The sequence below is a fragment of the Vibrio sp. NH-7 genome, assembly GCF_053643215.1.
On sequence record NZ_CM132187.1, the window covers coordinates 1 to 19272 of the forward strand.

Genomic DNA, 19272 nt, shown 5'->3' on the forward strand with positions numbered 1-19272 from the left:
GTGTCATCTTCGCTTTGGTTGCAATGTCTGCAACAGCTTCAAGAAGAGCTACCAGCAACTGAATTCAGCATGTGGGTTCGTCCGCTACAAGCGGAGCTCAATGACAATACGCTCACCTTGTTTGCCCCAAACCGCTTTGTCCTCGATTGGGTTCGTGATAAGTACCTCAACAGCATTAATCGACTGCTGCAAGAGTATTGTGGCAATGACATTCCGAGCTTACGCTTTGAAGTGGGCAGCAGACCTGTTTCTGCACCTAAGCCGGCACCGAAACGCACGCCAGCCGATGTGGCTGCAGAATCTTCGGCACCGGCACAATTGCAAGCTCGTAAACCGGTTCATAAAACCTGGGATGACGACGCACAAGCCATTGCAGACATTAATCACCGCTCTAACGTTAACCCAAAACACAAGTTTACTAACTTCGTTGAGGGTAAATCGAACCAGCTCGGCTTAGCGGCAGCACGTCAGGTGTCGGATAACCCTGGTTCAGCATACAACCCGCTGTTTTTATACGGTGGTACTGGCCTAGGTAAAACACACTTGTTGCACGCGGTCGGTAACGCGATTGTGGACAACAAACCGAATGCTAAAGTGGTTTACATGCATTCTGAGCGCTTCGTGCAAGATATGGTAAAAGCACTGCAGAATAACGCGATCGAAGAGTTCAAACGTTACTATCGCAGTGTTGATGCTCTACTTATCGATGATATTCAATTTTTCGCCAACAAAGAGCGCTCGCAAGAAGAGTTTTTCCATACCTTCAATGCGTTATTGGAAGGCAATCAACAGATCATCCTCACGTCTGACCGTTACCCGAAAGAGATCAACGGTGTAGAAGATCGTTTGAAATCCCGTTTTGGTTGGGGTCTGACGGTTGCGATCGAGCCGCCTGAGCTTGAAACGCGCGTTGCGATCTTGATGAAAAAAGCGGAAGACCACCAAATCCACCTAGCAGATGAAGTGGCATTCTTCATTGCTAAGCGCCTGCGCTCTAATGTTCGTGAGTTGGAAGGGGCATTGAACCGCGTTATCGCCAACGCTAACTTTACCGGTCGTCCTATTACCATCGACTTTGTTCGTGAAGCACTGCGTGACTTGCTTGCTCTGCAAGAGAAGCTAGTGACCATTGATAACATTCAAAAGACGGTTGCGGAATACTACAAGATTAAAGTGGCGGACCTCTTGTCCAAACGCCGTTCACGTTCGGTGGCTCGTCCGCGCCAGCTCGCGATGGCACTGGCTAAAGAGCTTACCAATCACAGCTTGCCTGAAATCGGTGATGCGTTTGGTGGTCGTGATCACACGACAGTTTTACATGCCTGTCGTAAGATTGAGCAGCTTCGCGAAGAGAGCCATGACATCAAAGAAGATTACTCGAACTTGATTCGTACCCTTTCTTCGTAATTCGCAGTATTCTATGGCCTTGAATGTTCTAGGCCATTGCACCTGAACTAATCTCTTTTATAAAGCTAGAAGAATTCTGATAAGAGCGTCCTATGAAATTTTCCATTGAGCGTAGCCATTTACTGAAGCCTCTCCAGCAAGTCTCAGGGGCTTTAGGTGGTCGTCCAACTCTGCCTATTCTTGGTAACCTGCTACTCAAAGTCGAAGACAATGTACTGTCAATGACAGCAACCGACTTAGAAGTGGAACTGATCAGCCGAGTGACGTTAGAAGGCGATTTTGAGGCGGGGAGCATTACTGTCCCGTCGCGTAAGTTCCTTGATATTTGTCGTGGTTTACCCGATGACTCGGTGATTACCTTTGTCTTAGAAGGTGATCGCGTTCAAGTTCGCTCTGGTCGTAGCCGCTTCTCCCTAGCGACGCTACCAGCTAATGACTTTCCGAATATCGAAGATTGGCAAAGCGAAGTTGAAATCTCATTGACCCAAGCAGAGCTGCGCGGACTGATTGAGAAAACTCAGTTCTCAATGGCCAACCAAGATGTGCGCTACTACCTCAATGGTATGTTGTTTGAAATTGAAGGTTCAACGCTGCGCAGTGTGGCGACTGATGGTCACCGAATGGCCGTTTCGCAAACGGCACTGGGCGCTGACTTTGCTCAGCAACAGATCATAGTGCCGCGTAAAGGGGTCCTTGAGCTGGTCAAGTTGATGGATGCGCCTGAGCAGCCCGTCACGTTGCAAATTGGCAGCTCCAATGTGCGCGCCGAAGTGAATAACTTTGTCTTCACATCCAAGCTTGTTGATGGCCGTTTCCCAGATTATCGCCGCGTAATGCCGCAAAATACAACCAAGACGTTGGAAGCGGGTTGCGATGAATTGCGTTCCGCGTTTTCTCGAGCTGCGATTCTTTCCAACGAAAAATTCCGTGGGGTTCGCGTTAATCTAGCCGATACTGAAATGCGCATTACCGCCAACAACCCAGAGCAGGAAGAAGCGGAAGAGATGTTGGATGTGAGCTTTGATGGTGAGCCGATCGAAATTGGCTTCAACGTCAGCTACGTATTGGATGTGCTCAACACGTTACGCTGCGAAAAAGTACGGGTCTCGATGTCGGATGCCAATGCCAGTGCTCTGATTGAAAATGCAGAAGACGACAGTGCCATGTACGTGGTGATGCCAATTCGACTTTAGCATGCCGCTTACACGTCTCATCATTAAGCAGTTTAGAAACATTGAAGCCTGTGACATTAACCTGTCAGCAGGCTTTAACTTTCTTATTGGCCCCAATGGCAGTGGCAAAACCAGCGTCTTAGAGGCGATCTATTTGTTGGGTCATGGCCGTTCTTTCAAGAGCTCTTTGACCGGCAGAATTATTCAAAATGATTGTAATGAACTGTTTGTTCATGGGCGTTTTTTGAACTCGGATCAATTTGAGCTACCAATTGGCATTAATAAGCAGCGTGATGGCTCAACAGAGGTTAAAATAGGCGGTCAATCTGGGCAAAAGCTCGCTCAGTTAGCGCAGGTTTTACCTCTGCAATTAATACACCCTGAAGGGTTCGATTTGCTGACGGATGGACCGAAACATCGCCGCGCATTTATCGATTGGGGGGTATTTCATACCGAGTCGGCATTCTATGATGCGTGGGGGCGATTTAAGCGCCTCAACAAGCAGCGCAATGCCTTATTGAAAACAGCAACCAGTTATCGAGAGCTCAGTTATTGGGATCAAGAGATGGCTCGGTTGGCTGAAAATATCAGTCAGTGGCGCTCAGTGTATGTTGAGCAAATGAAGTCAAAGGCTGAAGAAATCTGTCAAACTTTCCTGCCGGAGTTTGATATCCAGTTGAAGTATTACCGAGGCTGGGACAAAGAGACCCCATATCAGCAAATTCTTGAGAAGAATTTTGAACGGGATCAGGCCCTAGGTTACACCTTTAGTGGCCCAAATAAGGCAGATTTAAAAATTAAGGTAAATGGCACGCCTGTAGAGGATGTGTTATCTCGTGGCCAACTGAAGCTGATGGTATGTGCCTTACGAGTGGCACAAGGCCAACACTTGACTGAAATGACAGGCAAACAGTGTGTTTACCTTATAGATGACTTTGCATCGGAATTAGATAGCCAACGTCGGGAGCGTCTTGCGGACTGCTTAAAAGAGACGGGGGCACAAGTTTTTGTAAGCTCTATTACGCAAAGCCAGATTGCCGACATGGCAGATGAAAATGGTAAGATGTTCCATGTGGAACATGGCACAATAGAGCAAAATATATAGTGGAAGATAACTCATGTCTGAAAATTACGATTCATCGAGTATTAAAGTACTAAAAGGTCTGGACGCGGTACGTAAGCGTCCTGGTATGTACATCGGCGACACGGATGATGGTACCGGTCTGCACCACATGGTTTTTGAGGTGGTGGATAACTCAATTGATGAAGCGTTAGCGGGTCACTGTCAGGACATCGTGGTTACAATTCATGAAGATAACTCGGTATCGGTACGCGACGATGGTCGTGGTATCCCTACCGAGATGCACCCAGAAGAAAAAGTCTCAGCGGCGGAAGTTATCATGACGGTACTTCACGCGGGTGGTAAGTTTGACGACAACTCATACAAGGTATCGGGTGGTCTGCACGGTGTTGGTGTTTCGGTAGTAAACGCACTGTCTAAGCAAGTAACGCTGACAATCCATCGCGGTGGGCAAATTCACACTCAAACTTATCATCATGGTGAGCCTCAAGCACCATTGGCTGTGATTGGTGAGACTGATAAAACGGGTACAGAAATCCGTTTCTGGCCGAGTGAAGAGACTTTCTCTAATACTGAGTTCCATTACGATATTCTCGCAAAACGTCTGCGTGAGCTATCTTTCCTAAACTCTGGCGTATCAATCAAGCTACGTGACGAGCGTGAAGAAGACAAACAAGATCACTTCATGTACGAAGGTGGTATTCAAGCCTTTGTCGATCACTTGAACACCAACAAGACTCCAATTATCGAGAAAGTCTTCCACTTCAACGCAGAGCGTGAAGATGGCATTGCAGTTGAAGTGGCGATGCAGTGGAATGACGGTTACCAAGAGAATATCTTCTGTTTCACTAACAACATTCCTCAGCGTGATGGTGGTACCCACCTTGCGGGCTTCCGTGCTGCGCTAACGCGTACCTTGAACTCGTTCATGGACAAAGAAGGCTTCTCGAAGAAAGCGAAAACCGCAACGTCTGGTGATGATGCGCGTGAAGGTCTAACAGCGGTTATCTCGGTGAAAGTGCCAGATCCTAAATTCTCAAGCCAAACCAAAGACAAGCTGGTTTCTTCTGAAGTGAAATCTGCGGTTGAGTCTGCAATGGGCGAGAAACTGTCAGAATTCCTTGTGGAGCATCCAACAGAAGCAAAAATCGTTTGTACCAAGATCATCGACGCAGCTCGTGCTCGTGATGCGGCGCGTAAAGCACGTGAGATGACTCGTCGTAAAGGCGCACTAGACTTAGCCGGTCTACCAGGCAAACTGGCGGACTGTCAGGAAAAAGATCCAGCGCTCTCTGAACTCTACATAGTGGAGGGTGACTCGGCAGGCGGCTCCGCAAAACAAGGCCGTAACCGTAAGAACCAAGCTATTCTTCCTCTGAAAGGTAAAATACTTAACGTAGAGAAAGCGCGTTTTGACAAGATGCTTTCTTCTCAAGAAGTCGCAACGCTGATCACTGCACTAGGCTGTGGTATCGGTCGTGACGAGTACAACCCAGACAAACTGCGTTACCACAACATCATCATCATGACCGATGCCGACGTCGATGGTTCGCACATCCGTACGCTACTATTGACCTTCTTCTACCGTCAAATGCCAGAGCTTATCGAGCGTGGCTACGTTTACATTGCTCAGCCACCGCTTTACAAAGTGAAGAAAGGTAAGCAAGAGCAGTACATTAAAGATGAAGATGCGATGAACCAATACCAAGTGGCATTGGCGCTTGATAACGCATCTCTGCACGTAAATGCAGAGGCACCAGCACTGGCGGGTGAAGCACTAGAGAAACTGGTTCAGCAATACAACGCTGGCATCAAGCTGGTGGATCGCATGAGCCGTCGTTACCCACGCGCGCTCGTTCATGAGTTCATCTACACGCCGCGTTTAACTGCTGAACAGTGTCATGACGCCGCGGCAGTTGAAGCTTGGACTAAGCAACTTGTCGAGCAGCTCAATGCGAAAGAAGTGGGCGCAAGCCAATACAACGCAGAAGTTGAGCAGCACGCAGAGCTAGGTCTAAGCCTACCTAAGATTGTGGTACGCACTCACGGCGTGACGCATGAGCATGTACTAAGCATTGACCTCATCAACTCGAAAGAGTACAGCAAGCTAGCAAGCCTATCGGAAGCACTAGATGGCCTGATCGAAGAGGGCGCATACATTAAACGTGGTGAGCGTACTCAGCCTGTTGCAAGCTTTGTTGATGCACTAGAGTGGCTAATCAAAGAGTCGCGTCGCGGTCTAAGCCTACAGCGCTACAAAGGTCTAGGTGAGATGAACCCAGATCAGCTTTGGGAAACCACAATGGACCCAGAAACGCGCCGTATGATGCAAGTAACGATCGAAGATGCAGTTGGTGCTGACCAGTTGTTCACGACACTAATGGGTGACCAAGTTGAGCCGCGTCGTAACTTCATCGAAGAGAATGCACTTAAAGTTGCCAACTTAGACGTTTAGTATCTTTGATACTTCACTCTTTGGCTTAATTTCTGTGTCGGAGGTGCTCACATACATTCGTATGCTCCGCGCCTCCTCCTTGAACTAAAGCCAAATAGCTTCGTCTCAAAAAACTAAAATCATTTTAAAGCACTATCCTTTGGGTGGTGCTTTTTTATGTTTGTAAGGTATTGAAAAATATTGGTTTGGAAAAATATTTGAAAATAATCCCTTGAAACTGATTTGTGGTATCCACATATCTATTGGTGAAGAGGAAAGCTGTCTTGCTCAAGAGAGAAGAAACAGGCCTCTGGACTCGCTGATAAGGTATCGCTCAAGAGAGGATGACTTTAGAGGCACACTATTGAATTGATTTATTACTGCGTCCCAGTGCTGATTGAGCCCGAGGAGTAGAATATAAATCCCTTAGCCGGCAAGGATCGAACAGAGCATCGATCTACGCAAACTCACGGCTAAGACTATTGCTTATTATGAGGATAGCATTATGAGAACTGTAGATTTCACTCCACTTTACCGCAACGCAATTGGCTTCGATCGTCTTTTGAATATGATGGAAGCGAATGCATCAAAGAATTCTTCTGGCGGTTACCCTCCATACAACATCGAGCAGCAAGACGAAAACCACTACCGTATTACCATGGCCGTAGCGGGTTTCGCCGAAGAGCAGTTAGATCTGACTCAGAAAGAGAACATGCTAATTGTTAAAGGTGAGCGTAAAGCCGAAGAAGAGAAACAATACGTTTATCAAGGTATCGCAGAGCGCGATTTTGAGCGAAAGTTCCAGTTGGCAGACTACGTGAAAGTCGTAGGGGCAAGTATGGAAAATGGTCTACTGCATATTGACCTAGAGCGCGAAATCCCAGAAGCGATGCAGCCACGTAAAATTGCGATTAACGGCAGCAAGCTTATTGAAAGCAAATAATTGCGAGTAACGAGTGAAAGAGCACCATCTAGGTGCTCTTTTTTGTATCTTACGTAAGCGACTTGGCAAGCATTCATTATTCAGGTCGCTGGCTAGGTATTATCCTTGTTGGTACGCCTTTTCGACCTCTTCAGAGATAATCTTGATGCCTTTTTTCATCATCTCGTCATCCTGAACATAGTTCATGCGCAAGCACTGATGCGCATGCTCCCAATCATCTTCTTGACCGATAAAGAAGTACTCACCAGGGACAATCAATACGCCACGGGATTTAAGGCGTTTGTAGAGCTCCATTGTGGTAATCGGCAACTCATCAAACCATAGCCATAGGAAGATGGCGCCTTCAGGTTTATGGATACGAAAGCGCTTATCGGTAATGGCTTCTTGCAGCAATTGAACCGCACGTTGAGACTTTTGTTGGTAAAACGGCTTAATCACATTGGAACTTAGCTCAAGCAGATCGCCTTTTTCGATCATACGATTGGCCATCGCAGGGCCTAAGCTGCCTGGAGCTAGGCTGATGATGCCATTCATGTTGGTCATCGCTTGGGTTATCTCTTCACTCGCAATCACAATCCCGCAGCGAACACCTGGTAGACCGAGTTTGGACAGGCTCATACACAGGATGGTGTTCTCATTCCAGAAGGGTTCAACGTCTTCAAAAATAATATTTGGGAACGGTAAACCGTAGGCGTTATCGATGATCAGTGGAATGTTGTTTTCACGTGCCAGCTTATCCAATTTATGGATTTCTTCATCAGTGAGTACATTGCCTGTCGGGTTGGTTGGGCGAGAGGCACAAATTGCGGCAACTGAGTCATCGACCTTAAGCTGTTCAAAATCAACGTGGTATTTAAACAAGCCGTTATCAAGTAGCTCAATTTCTGGGTGGTAAGAGACGAAGATATCTTCATCAATGCCAGCGTCGCCATAGCCAATATATTCAGGGGCAAGTGGCAGAAGAATCTTTTTATGCGAACCGTCAGGTTGCTTACCGGCCAGTAAGTTGAATAAGTAGAAGAAGCCACTTTGACTGCCATTGGTCAGGCTGATGTTCTTCTCACTGATGTTCCAACCGTAGGTGTCTTTTAACAGCTTTGCTAGCGCTTTTACGAACGTGTTTTTGCCCTGAGGACCATCGTAGTTCGCCATGGCGGCCACGAGTTCACCACTGGAGAGCATCTCTTCACTGGTTTGATGAAAGTAATCGAGCATGGCTGGAATCGCGGCAGGGTTACCGCCTCCGAGCATGATGGCACCTGGAGTGCGTAGACCATCATTGAGATCATCCATTAATTGTGTGATACCTGAGTACTGATTAAATTTTTCACCAAATTGAGAGAATTGCATCGCAGATTTTACCTAATTCATTATTGTCATTGCTTTTTGTTATCAGAGATCAGTGCGTGGCTGATCAATCGAGTAATCCTTGAACATACCTTAATGGTCATAAGACGAAAAGCACTAAATTGGGGCAGGCTAGAATAAGCGGAAAAATAAAGCCCAACTCCGTGGAGTTGGGCTTTAAAGGTCTTACTTTAAGTAAGGTCTTCTGAGGTTTAATCGAAGGCTTACTTTTGTAGTAAAGAGATATCTGCAATCTGTAGGAACAGGTTACGTAGGTTGTTAAGTAGCGTTAGACGGTTCTTCTTCAGAGCTTCGTCGTCAGCCATTACCATTACGTTATCGAAGAAGGCATCAACAGGCTCGCGTAGACCCGCTAGCTTGCTTAGCGCTTCTTGGTAGTTACCTGTCGCGAATGCCGGCTCTAGCGCTTCTGTCATTACTTCAACGCTTTCTGCTAGAGCTTTCTCTGCGTCTTCTTGTAGAAGAGCTAGGTCGATTTCAGCGGCTAGTTCACCGTCGAATTTCGCTAGGATGTTACCTACACGCTTGTTCGCAGCGGCTAGTGCTTCAGCGGCTTCTAGTTCACGGAAGTGAGATACCGCTTTCACACGCTGGTCGAAGTCTGCAGGTTTAGTTGGACGGTTAGCCAGTACCGCTTGGATGATATCCACGCTGAAGCCTTGGTCTTTGTACCATGCATTGAAACGACCAAGCATGAATTCAATAACGTCGTCTGCAACGTTCGCGTTTGTTAGCTTGTCGCCAAATAGAGACTGAGCTTTCGCGATAAGGTCTGTTAGGTCTAGGTTGTAGCCGTTTTCTACGATGATACGTAGTACACCTAGTGATGCACGACGAAGTGCGAATGGGTCAGAACCTTTAGGCGCTTGGCCAATACCGAAGATACCAACGATAGTATCTAGCTTGTCTGCCATTGCTACAGCAGATGAGATCCCTGTGCTTGGTAGTTCATCACCAGCGAAACGAGGCATGTACTGCTCGTAAAGTGCGAGTGCAACTTGCTCGTCTTCACCATCGTGAGTCGCGTAGTGCATGCCCATGACACCTTGAGTATCGGTAAATTCGAATACCATAGAGGTCATTAGGTCACACTTAGCCAGTAGGCCTGCACGCTTAGATTTTTCAACGTCAGCATCGATTTGCTCAGCGATGTAGCCAGCAAGCTCAGTGATACGGTCTGTTTTGTCTTTGATCGTACCAAGCTGCTTCTGGAAGATAGCTTGCTCTAGCTCAGGTAGACGATCGATTAGAGGACGCTTACGGTCAGTGTTGAAGAAGAATTCTGCATCCGCTAGACGTGGACGTACAACCTTCTCGTTACCTTCGATTACGTAGCGAGGCTCTTTTGATTCGATGTTTGAAACGAAGATGAAGTTAGGCAGTAGCTTCTTGTTGTCATCGTAAACAGGGAAGTACTTCTGGTCACCTTTCATAGTGTATACCAGCGCTTCAGAAGGTACTTTTAGGAACTCTTCTTCAAACTTCGCAGTAAGAACGACTGGCCACTCAACCAGAGAAGTCACTTCTTCTACTAGGTCATCTTCTAGATCCGCTGTACCACCAACCGCTGCTGCTGCTTTTTGCGAATCAGCCAGGATGATTGCTTTACGCGCTTCGTAATCTGCCATTACTTTACCGCGCTCTTCTAGGATCGCTGGGTACTGCTCTGCAGATTCGATAGTGAACTCTTGTTCACCCATGAAGCGGTGACCACGGATAGTGCGGTCTGATGCTACGCCTAGGATCTCACCTTCAATAAGGTCAGAACCCATTAGCATGGTTAGCGTTTTAACTGGGCGGATAAACTGAGTTGTCTTGTTACCCCAACGCATTGGTTTAGCGATAGGTAGGTTACCCAGTGCTTTTGCTGCCAGCTCAACAACGATTTCAGACGTTGCTTGGCCTTTTACTTCTTGTTTGAAAAGAAGCCATTCGCCCTTGTCAGTCACTAGACGGTCAGCTTGTTCAACAGTGATACCGTTACCACGCGCCCAGCCTTGAGCCGCTTTAGTTGCATTGCCGTCAGCATCGAATGCCACAGAAACGGCTGGACCACGCTTCTCAACCACTTTGTCTTCTTGGCCTTCAGATAGAGCTGAAACCTTAAGCGCTAGACGACGAGGAGCGGCGTACCATTTCACACCTTCATGTGCTAGGTCTGCGCCTTTTAGCTCAGCTTCGAAGTTTGCTGCGAACGCTTCCGCTAGCGTGCGAAGTTGCGTTGGTGGTAGCTCTTCAGTACCCAGTTCAATTAGAAATTCTTTAGCCATGATTACTTCTCCTCTTCCTTACGGCACATTGGGAAGCCAAGCGCTTCACGTGATGCGTAGTATGCTTCTGCAACAGACTTAGTCAGGTTGCGGATACGAAGGATGTAACGTTGGCGCTCTGTTACAGAGATAGCTTTACGTGCGTCTAACAGGTTGAAAGCGTGTGCCGCTTTTAGGATGCGCTCGTAAGCTGGTAGAGGTAGAGGCTTCTCTAGCTCTAGGAGTTCTTTTGATTCTTTTTCACACTGGTCGAAGAAGCTGAATAGGAAATCAACGTCAGCGTGCTCAAAGTTGTACGTTGATTGCTCAACTTCGTTTTGGTGGAAGATATCACCGTAAGTCACGTTAGAACCGTCTGGTGCTACGTTCCATACAAGGTCGTAAACTGAGTCTACTTCTTGGATGTACATAGCTAGACGTTCGATACCGTAAGTGATCTCACCGGTAACAGGTTTACACTCAAGACCACCAACTTGCTGGAAGTAAGTGAACTGAGTCACTTCCATGCCGTTTAGCCATACTTCCCAACCAAGACCCCATGCGCCTAGCGTTGGGTTTTCCCAGTTATCTTCTACGAAACGAATATCGTGAACTAGCGGGTCGATACCAAGAACTTCAAGCGAGCCTAGGTACAACTCCTGAATGTTATCTGGAGAAGGTTTTAGAGCTACTTGGAACTGATAATAGTGCTGCAGACGGTTCGGGTTTTCACCGTAGCGACCATCGGTCGGGCGACGTGAAGGTTGAACGTAAGCTGTCGACATTGGCTCTGGGCCAAGTGCACGTAGACATGTCATTGGGTGAGAGGTGCCTGCACCTACTTCCATATCTAGAGGTTGAACAATGGTACAACCGTTTTGTGCCCAGTAATCCTGCAGCGCGAGGATCATTCCCTGGAAGGTTTTGATATCGTATTTTTGCATAGTAATTCGCGCGATTCTTTGAGTAATAGTTGTGTCTAAAATAGACAAAAAATAACAATCAAGTATACCCAGATAATTGGCATGGGAGTAGCGCTAATCTTGATTAATTCCTAGTCGAAATTCTCCTTTAGTAGATTTTTAATGGCTTATTCGTCCAAATTTTCCTAAAAGGGAGTTTTTCACCAGTTTATTGCTTGAGATGTTGCAATGAGATGACTAAAATGCAGCCATCTTTGGGGAGTAGCTTACTTGATAGATACCACGTTTATCAGGTTCGTCCGTCAACATAATTGGTGCAAAATCACCATGGCGTTCGAGGCTCATGCACATGAGCTTAGCAAGACCTTAGATAAACATCGTGAACCGGGGTGGGGCGCGAGGTTTGTCTATGGTTAAAAAACTATAATCCCTACCCCAATGAGCATGTCGTGAGCGTTTTAGCTATTTCAATTACTACCGTAGCCTTAGCAGAAATTGGCGATAAGACCCAATTGCTATCCTTGCTACTGGCCAGTCGATACCGTAAACCCATTCCCATTATTGCAGCGATCTTTTTTGCCACTATTGCCAATCATGCGTTAGCGGCATGGCTTGGGGTTGTAGTGGCGGATTACCTTTCTCCAGAAGTCTTAAAGTGGGTGGTCGTTGTCAGCTTTTTAGCCATGGCAGGCTGGGTGTTGATTCCTGATAAACTGGATGACGATGAAGAGATTTCCAACCGCGGTCCTTTTGTTGCCAGTTTTATTGCCTTTTTCATTGCGGAAATTGGCGATAAAACACAGATAGCCACTTCTATCTTAGGTGCGCAGTACTCCGATGCCTTAACTTGGGTCATTCTAGGTACGACGATAGGCATGCTGCTTGCTAATGTACCTGTCGTGCTGATTGGCAAATTGTCCGCCGATAAGATGCCGCTTGGCTTGATCCGAAAAGTGACCGCATTGCTGTTTGTTGCTTTGGCTGTTGCCGCAGCGCTTTTCTCTTAAACGTCGGTATTCTCAAGGCGACCAGAAAGAGTTTTAATCTGGTCGCATTTTTGTTGATTGGTATGTTGTTGATGTCACTGGAAGATGTGGTAATTTTCCTTCAAACATGACGCCATTTGATGATATGACACGCAAAGCATCCGCAATCTTGATAGAATTGTGGTTGCTTAATAATTAAACAGTGCTGGCTTGTGTTATTTTTGCAACTTTCTGTTTTTTATCAAAAATTACTCATATTGAAGCAGAGCGATAGTCCGGTTAGTTTTTATGCATCTCTACTCGTAAGGTATTGTCATGAAAACAAAACTTTTATCTACTCTGATTACGTCATCATTAGTATTTTCAGCCCATTCTATGGCCGATGCGAACTTAGACAACATGTCGAAGTTGACGATCATTCCCAACCACAACCCTTCTCTGATTCGAAACTTCAACCCTTATGCGGTTTCTCGTTTGCATACGGCTCGAGACTTTATTTTTGAGCCTTTGGTTATCTTCAATGAACTAAAAGGTAATGTCCCAGAGTACCGCCTTGCGACGGGGTACACGATGAGTGATGATCTACTGAGTATCACTTTTGACCTTCGCGAAGGAGTGAAATGGTCAGACGGAGAAACCTTCGATGCCGATGATGTGTTGTTTACCTTTGACCTTGTGCGTAAAAATCCGAATATCGATGACCGTGGTATCAACAGCAAAATTAAGTCGGTTGAGAAATTGGGGCCATATCAGGTGCGTTTCAATTTAGACAAGGTGAATACCAATATCGGTTATGAGATCGCTCAAGTACCTGTTGTTCCTGAGCATCAATGGAAGTCCGTTGACGATCCTGCCGCATTCATGAACCCAAATCCTGTTGGTACTGGACCATTTACTGAGTTGCCTCAATTCACTTCAACACTATTTCTCCAGTGTCGTAATGCGCACTATTGGGATCAAGCAAACCTAGATGTCGACTGCTTACGCGTCCCGCAAATGAATCATAATGACCAAGTGCTCGCTGAATTGATGAACTCGCGCATCGACTGGGCTGGATCTTTTGTTCCTGATATAGACCAAACCTACATGAAAGCGTCAAATCACCATGGTTATTGGTACCCACCCGCAGGAACCCAAGCATTTATGTTTAACTATGCATCGAAAGATAAAGTCAAACATGCGGTGCTGAACGATATTAACTTCCGCCGCGCTTTCTCTATGGCGATCGACCGCCAGACATTGATTGATATCGCTAACTACGGAAATGCGGTCTTGAATGACTTTGCTTCTGGTTTGGGCTACGCGTTTGAAGCTTGGTCAGATGAAAAAGTGCATAACCAGTACAAGCCATTTATGACTTACTCGCCTGAGAAGGCCAAAGCGTTACTTGCCAACTCAGGTTATAAAGATATCGACAATGATGGCTTTGTTGAGTCTCCGTCGGGTGACAAATTTGAATTGAGCATTCAGTCTCCGCAAGGGTGGACCGACTTCAATAACACGGTAATGCTTGCCGCAGAGCAGCTCGTCAGTGTTGGGATTAAGGTCAAAGCACGTACGCCTGATTTCTCTATCTACAATAAGAGTATGCTAGGGGCTGACTACGACATTGCGTACACCAACTACTTCCATGGACCGACGCCACACAAATATTGGGACAGTGGCTATCACTCACGCTTGCAAGCATCGGAAGGAATGCCTCGATTTGCCATGCATCACTGGAAGAGTGAGAAGTTAGATAACTTGTTAGACAGTTTCTACAAAACGGCTGATATTAAAGAGCAGAGAGCCATCGCTCACTCAATCCAAAAGACCATTGCTGAAAATCAGGTCACGGTTCCTGTGTTGTCTGGGCCGAATTTCTACCAATACAATACGACCCGCTTTACTGGCTGGTGGAATGCGGAAAACCCGAAAGGGCGCCCAATGATTTGGGAAGGCACACCTGAGCGTTTACTGCATGTGCTTGACTTAAAGCCTCGTAGCTAGCGACAAGAGTACACCAATATTCAAGGCCCTGATTTCGATTGGGGCCTTTATATTTCAATAACAAAGCAAGTTTCGTGACGCATTGAATAGATTCGGTGGAAGTCGTGATCGCTGACATATTAGTGTCACAATTGTCATGCTAATTTAATCCTGTGGATGATAGCGAGAGGGCAAGTTTATGCTTACACGTTACATGGGGATGACCCCAAAAAGTCAGAGTTATTTGTTCACCTTTGGTCTCGCCTTATGCTTACTAGCAATGGTGCTTACCGACATGTGGTTACCCATTGTCGCCGGGACGTTTATTTTAACTGGGTTGACGGTAGAAGCATGGATTCGCGTCGCACACATTATTCCTATGCACGAGGAGATGAGAGCGATGAGAAAACAGCTCAATAAGCTCCAATCGGAAGTCCGCACCTTAGAATATGATGAATAATTGAAAGCAGCCGTCGGGCTGCTTTTTTTGTCCAATTTTTGAAGTGAAACGTAAACTGTCGGTAAGGCTGTTGCTCTGCTCTAAGGGGCTGTTACAACTAGCGTTATGCGCCAGTTTTGTTTTATTTTACGTATTGTTGAAGCCGTTGAAACTCGCTTACCGTGCAAGCTTGAGATCAACGCACTTGCTGTGTTGATCACGCACCCAATATAGAGATTTTCACCCTCTTCGGTGATGCCTGTGATTATTGCTTTCAGATCATGCTTTTTACTCGCCTCTCTAGTGACTTCTTCGCTCTCGTTGCACCCGATTAAGGCAATAGAAGTCACCAATAGGGCAATCAATTTTCTTCACATTTAGGAACTTCTTGTCAAACTTAATGTATTGAGCTGTTGTTGCCGCTGTTTAATGAGTGGAGGAACAAACAGCAATAATGCGACAGCCACTAAGCTGAGGTTGAAGTTTGGCTGGAAGTTAAAATAACCTAATGCAAACGGTGCTAGAGCAAAAATCACTACGTAGTGCCAAGTAAAAACATGGAGGGAATAGCGGCCAAGAAGCGCTAGTGGCTTAAACGCGAGCTCATTGGGTTTGCAATGCAACAGCCAAGAAAATAAGTAGACTAACAGCATCAAGTTAAAGGCTCTTAGCCAGCCAATAAGAGGCTTATCTGCAAGTTCATACAGTGTCCCATAGTGGATACCATACTCGGCTAATACGTTGCGATTGAGGAAGAAAATGATTGTCGCGATGATAGCTACGGCAACCGTGACAGAGCGATATTTAAACCAGTTTATCGGCTGGTGTTTTGCGTAGTATCCCAAGGTGATACCAATTACAAATATCAACTGCCAAGCCAGTAAACTGAAGTAGCCGGTATTGAGTTCGCTGTCGGGGAAATATGGAGTGAGCCACTCAGACAGGTTTATCACTCGACTCTACAGCCAGAGCAAAACACTGACGATCAGCACTTGAGTAGAACGGCCGTTTTGCAACTGGCTCAGGACGAGCGGAGCAAGTAGCAGGAAAACAATATACATCGGCAAAATATCGAAGTACGCCGGCTTGTGAATCAAGGTGGCACTTGCCGCGACCGCAAGCAGTTTGTTCTCTATCAGGCCAGGAAATATCTTGTTATAAAAGGCTTGAATCGAAGGCTCCAGTGCAATTTGTAGCGACGCGATGGTCAGTAATCCGGCAATCGCTGCCATGTGATAGAAGTAGAGTTGCTTGGCTCTGCGGAACAGTTTTTGGCGGGTCACTTGGCGATCATAGACCGAGTATATTAGCCCAACCATCAGGCCTGAAATGAGAATAAAGCCTTCCGCAGCCCCGACTTGCCCGAGCGGTTGAAGAGTAAAGTATTGAATCTCTGTCCACCCCACAGTAAGCCAAATAAAGTGGTTAACGGACATGATCAGCAGCAAAGTGCCGCGAATGGCATCAATGGAATGATTACGTTGCATAAAATTTCCTCCCTTAATGCTGCTAGCTTAGAAGGGAGGAAAAATGAAAAACTGACTAATTGTGTGGTGAATCGATGAAGTGCGATCCGGCGGTTAGTCTAGCTAAGCCCTTTCTTGATGAGATACAGGTAGGGTAACGCCTCTGTCTGAGAACCAATTAATTGATGATCCATAAAGCGACAGAAACTCGGGATATCTCGAGTGGTTGATGGGTCGTCTGCTTTGACCAACAAAACTTCCCCATCTTGCATAGTTCGAATTGTCTTCCTGACCATCATTACTGGCTCTGGGCAACGTAATCCTTCTGCCTCTAGTGTTTTATTTGCCTGTTCTGGATTGAATGTCATGGTCATATCTGTTTTACCTCAGTTGGGCCTAGATGATACTGCTGAAGAAAAAATATTCAATAACCCCTTGGCAAAGTGATCATTTTGTTTTAACTTAGTTAACAAGTTGGTAACATTTAAAACGGAGAGCAGATATTATGACAGCTTTAGATCGGCTAACAATCTATTCAGTGCTGTGTTTTATTTCCTTTTGCGCTCTTGTTTTACGTTCTCCATCTGAATCGTCTTCATTTATGCCGTTACTTGGTATGGGTGCGACGGTCGTAGGGATTTGGCTCGAGATGCACCGCTGGCCGAGTGCATCTGAAGAGCATGAGAACGGTCAATAGACTTCCAACTATTGTCCGCACTTGCCACTACACTCAACTACATTCCGACACTATCCCCAGTTTTCTTGGGCTTCCCCGCTGAAAAGCGGGATTTTTTTTGCCTGAAAAAGGTACAATAGCGCATCCCATTTTAATGACCTTGGCAGAACGTGGAACTAGAAGACATCTATCGTCGTGATCTGAATTTGCTTGTGGCACTGCGCGTTTTAATCGAAGAATGCAGTGTAAGCAAAGCGGCAAACCGTTTAAATCTAAGCCAATCGGCGATGAGTCGAGTGCTTGGGCGGTTGCGTGACATGTTAGGAGACCCACTCTTTACCCGCCAAGGGCAGCATTTGATTCCAACCGAAAAAGCGCTGGAAATTGATCGATCTTTGGGAGAGCCACTCGAGTCATTGCGTCAGTTGCTGTCACCGCTGGAGTTCGATCCACAAAGCTGCGATCAGACCTTTACTATCGCCACGACCGATTACGCGATGCAAACCATATTGCCGTTTGCCTTGCCGCGTATTTATCAAGAAGCGCCAAATGTCTCGTTTAACTTTTTACCCTTGCAGCATGACAGATTGGCAGACCAACTCACTTACGAGAATGCCGATTTAGCCATTTGTCGCCCGATTGGTCCTGTTGAGCCATTGCGTAGCGAGATCTTAGGCCGAGTTGGGGTGCTTTGTTTGCTCTCTAAACAGCATCCTTTAGCGGACGCAGAAATGAGCTTGGCGGATTATCTGACTTATCCGCACGCGATGATCGCAATCAGTGATGGAGTGAAAGCGTTGATTGAGGGGGCACTTGTCGATCAGCCAAAGCGTAAGATGGTACTTCGTGCCTACCATTTGGAAGCGGCGCTGGCGATCGTTGATACCATGCCCATCATTATTACCGTACCCGCTGACTTAGCGTATCTAGTCGCAGAGCGTTACGACTTAGTCATCAAGCCGTTACCATTTCAGTTTACGCCGTTTGACTACTCAATGATTTGGCACCCACGCTGTGAGCACTCTCCGGCTCAGGAGTGGTTGCGAGGAATTGTAAAGGAAGAGTGCAGTCGCTTGATTGCTAAACGCATTGATGACATTGGATTGGACTAAATGCAAAAGAGCCAGCATTACAGGTGCTGGCTCTTTTTCTTTGTCGCGTTTATTACAGCTTAATCACAACACGACCCGTGACTTGGCCGTTCGTGATGTCTTCTGCGTATTTTGGGGCTTCGGCTAATTCAACCTCGGTACATGCTTGCTCAAAGTAGCTCTCTGGTAGTAGCTCAACCAGTTTTTCCCATGCAGCGATTCGCTTGTCTGTTGGACACATTACCGAATCGACACCTTGCAAACGAACGTTACGTAGGATGAATGGCATTACTGTTGTTGGTAGGTCAAAGCCACCAGCCAGACCACAGGCTGCAACGACGCTGTTGTAATCCATTTGAGCGAGAACTTTCGCGAGCACTTTGCTACCAACAGTATCAACCGCACCTGCCCAAACTTGTTTTTCGAGTGGGCGCGCTGGCTCTTCAAACTCGCCACGCTCAATGATGCGGCTCGCACCAAGTTTTTCAAGTAGTGGACCGTTCTGTTCAATGCGGCCTGTCACTGCTGCCACTTTGTAGCCTAGTGTTGATAGAAGTGTCACGGCTACTGAGCCAACACCACCACTTGCGCCAGTGACTAGGATTTCACCGTCTTCTGGTTTCACGCCACCATCAATGATGGCTTGAACACACAGCATCGCAGTGAAGCCCGCTGTACCGACCATCATGGCTTTTTTGCTGTCGATCCCTTTTGGTAGTGGCACTAGCCAATCTGCTTTTAGGCGTGCACGCTGTGCCATGCCGCCCCAGTGGCTCTCACCCACGCCCCAACCAGTAAGTACAACTTTGTCGCCAGCTTGGTAACGGTCATCGACTGAGCTTACTACTGTACCCGCGAGGTCGATGCCCGGTACCATAGGGAAGTTACGGATGATTTTTCCTTTACCTGTGATTGCTAAACCGTCTTTGTAGTTTAGTGATGAGTAGTCCACATCGATCAGTACTTCGCCTTCCGGCAGTTGCGCTTCATCGATCTGTTCGATGGTTGCGATAGTACGTTTTTCTTCTTGGTTTAGAATCAGTGCGTTAAACATAGTGATCTCCACAAA

15 protein-coding genes, 1 pseudogene and 1 riboswitch are annotated in these 19272 nt (G+C 46.6%); of the genes and pseudogenes, 10 read left to right on the forward strand and 6 right to left on the reverse strand.

The features are described from left to right. The 5 genes from dnaA (at position 1) to ACUALS_RS00025 (ending at position 7037) form a co-directional block, all read left to right on the forward strand. A complete protein-coding gene (gene dnaA, locus ACUALS_RS00005) occupies positions 1 to 1407 on the forward strand; it encodes a chromosomal replication initiator protein DnaA (protein WP_038141356.1) in 1407 nt (468 codons plus the stop codon). 92 nt (positions 1408 to 1499) lie between these two features. Next, positions 1500 to 2600: a DNA polymerase III subunit beta gene (gene dnaN / locus ACUALS_RS00010; RefSeq protein WP_005472478.1), complete on the forward strand. Its 1101-nt coding sequence runs from the start codon at positions 1500 to 1502 to the stop codon at positions 2598 to 2600. Position 2601: 1 nt separating this feature from the next. Beyond that, positions 2602 to 3684 carry a DNA replication/repair protein RecF gene (recF, locus tag ACUALS_RS00015; RefSeq protein ID WP_005472484.1) on the forward strand — a complete coding sequence of 361 codons (1083 nt, stop codon included), beginning with the start codon at positions 2602 to 2604 and terminating at the stop codon, positions 3682 to 3684. A gap of 13 nt (positions 3685 to 3697) precedes the next feature. After that, on the forward strand, positions 3698 to 6115 hold the full coding sequence (gene gyrB, locus ACUALS_RS00020; RefSeq protein WP_038141353.1) for a DNA topoisomerase (ATP-hydrolyzing) subunit B: 2418 nt from the start codon (positions 3698 to 3700) through the stop codon (positions 6113 to 6115). 484 nt (positions 6116 to 6599) lie between these two features. Next, positions 6600 to 7037, forward strand: coding sequence for an Hsp20 family protein (locus tag ACUALS_RS00025; protein WP_038215820.1), 438 nt, complete (start codon positions 6600 to 6602; stop codon positions 7035 to 7037). A 99-nt stretch (positions 7038 to 7136) separates the two neighbouring features. Here ACUALS_RS00025 and ACUALS_RS00030 read toward each other — a convergent pair whose 3' ends face one another. The 3 genes from ACUALS_RS00030 to glyQ form a co-directional block, all read right to left on the reverse strand. Beyond that, entirely contained in the window at positions 7137 to 8387 is a 1251-nt protein-coding gene (locus tag ACUALS_RS00030; protein ID WP_454448572.1) for a valine--pyruvate transaminase, read from the reverse strand. Positions 8388 to 8608: 221 nt separating this feature from the next. Then, positions 8609 to 10675, reverse strand: coding sequence for a glycine--tRNA ligase subunit beta (gene glyS / locus ACUALS_RS00035; RefSeq protein WP_454448573.1), 2067 nt, complete (start codon positions 10673 to 10675; stop codon positions 8609 to 8611). A 2-nt stretch (positions 10676 to 10677) separates the two neighbouring features. Next, complete coding sequence (glyQ, locus tag ACUALS_RS00040; protein ID WP_038141346.1) at positions 10678 to 11598, reverse strand: glycine--tRNA ligase subunit alpha; 921 nt, start codon at positions 11596 to 11598, stop codon at positions 10678 to 10680. 223 nt (positions 11599 to 11821) lie between these two features. Further along, positions 11822 to 11934, forward strand: a riboswitch (yybP-ykoY riboswitch). Positions 11935 to 12026: 92 nt separating this feature from the next. On the opposite strand from glyQ, the gene ACUALS_RS00045 reads away from it, so the two are divergent. From ACUALS_RS00045 to ACUALS_RS00055, 3 genes are all read left to right on the forward strand, one after another. Beyond that, positions 12027 to 12584 (forward strand): TMEM165/GDT1 family protein, encoded by a 558-nt coding sequence (locus ACUALS_RS00045; RefSeq protein WP_454448574.1) that lies wholly within the window; start codon positions 12027 to 12029, stop codon positions 12582 to 12584. A gap of 294 nt (positions 12585 to 12878) precedes the next feature. After that, positions 12879 to 14552 (forward strand): ABC transporter substrate-binding protein, encoded by a 1674-nt coding sequence (locus ACUALS_RS00050; RefSeq protein ID WP_454448575.1) that lies wholly within the window; start codon positions 12879 to 12881, stop codon positions 14550 to 14552. A gap of 178 nt (positions 14553 to 14730) precedes the next feature. Next, positions 14731 to 14991, forward strand: a complete 261-nt coding sequence (locus tag ACUALS_RS00055) for a hypothetical protein (protein WP_005451077.1) — start codon at positions 14731 to 14733, stop codon at positions 14989 to 14991. A 356-nt stretch (positions 14992 to 15347) separates the two neighbouring features. Here ACUALS_RS00055 and opgC read toward each other — a convergent pair. Together opgC and tusA are read right to left on the reverse strand one after the other, a co-directional pair. Beyond that, a pseudogene (gene opgC, locus ACUALS_RS00060) lies at positions 15348 to 16457 on the reverse strand (OpgC domain-containing protein). A gap of 98 nt (positions 16458 to 16555) precedes the next feature. Next, entirely contained in the window at positions 16556 to 16804 is a 249-nt protein-coding gene (tusA, locus tag ACUALS_RS00065; protein ID WP_038141339.1) for a sulfurtransferase TusA, read from the reverse strand. Positions 16805 to 16938: 134 nt separating this feature from the next. Between tusA and ACUALS_RS00070 the strand changes: the two genes are divergently transcribed. Continuing rightward, positions 16939 to 17133 carry a hypothetical protein gene (locus tag ACUALS_RS00070; RefSeq protein WP_038141338.1) on the forward strand — a complete coding sequence of 65 codons (195 nt, stop codon included), beginning with the start codon at positions 16939 to 16941 and terminating at the stop codon, positions 17131 to 17133. Between the two features lie 149 nt (positions 17134 to 17282). Next, positions 17283 to 18224 carry a LysR family transcriptional regulator gene (locus tag ACUALS_RS00075; RefSeq protein WP_005472544.1) on the forward strand — a complete coding sequence of 314 codons (942 nt, stop codon included), beginning with the start codon at positions 17283 to 17285 and terminating at the stop codon, positions 18222 to 18224. 52 nt (positions 18225 to 18276) lie between these two features. On the opposite strand, the gene acuI is transcribed toward ACUALS_RS00075, so the two are convergent. Further along, entirely contained in the window at positions 18277 to 19257 is a 981-nt protein-coding gene (gene acuI, locus ACUALS_RS00080) for an acrylyl-CoA reductase (NADPH) (protein WP_454448576.1), read from the reverse strand. Between the last annotated feature and the right edge of the window lie 15 nt (positions 19258 to 19272).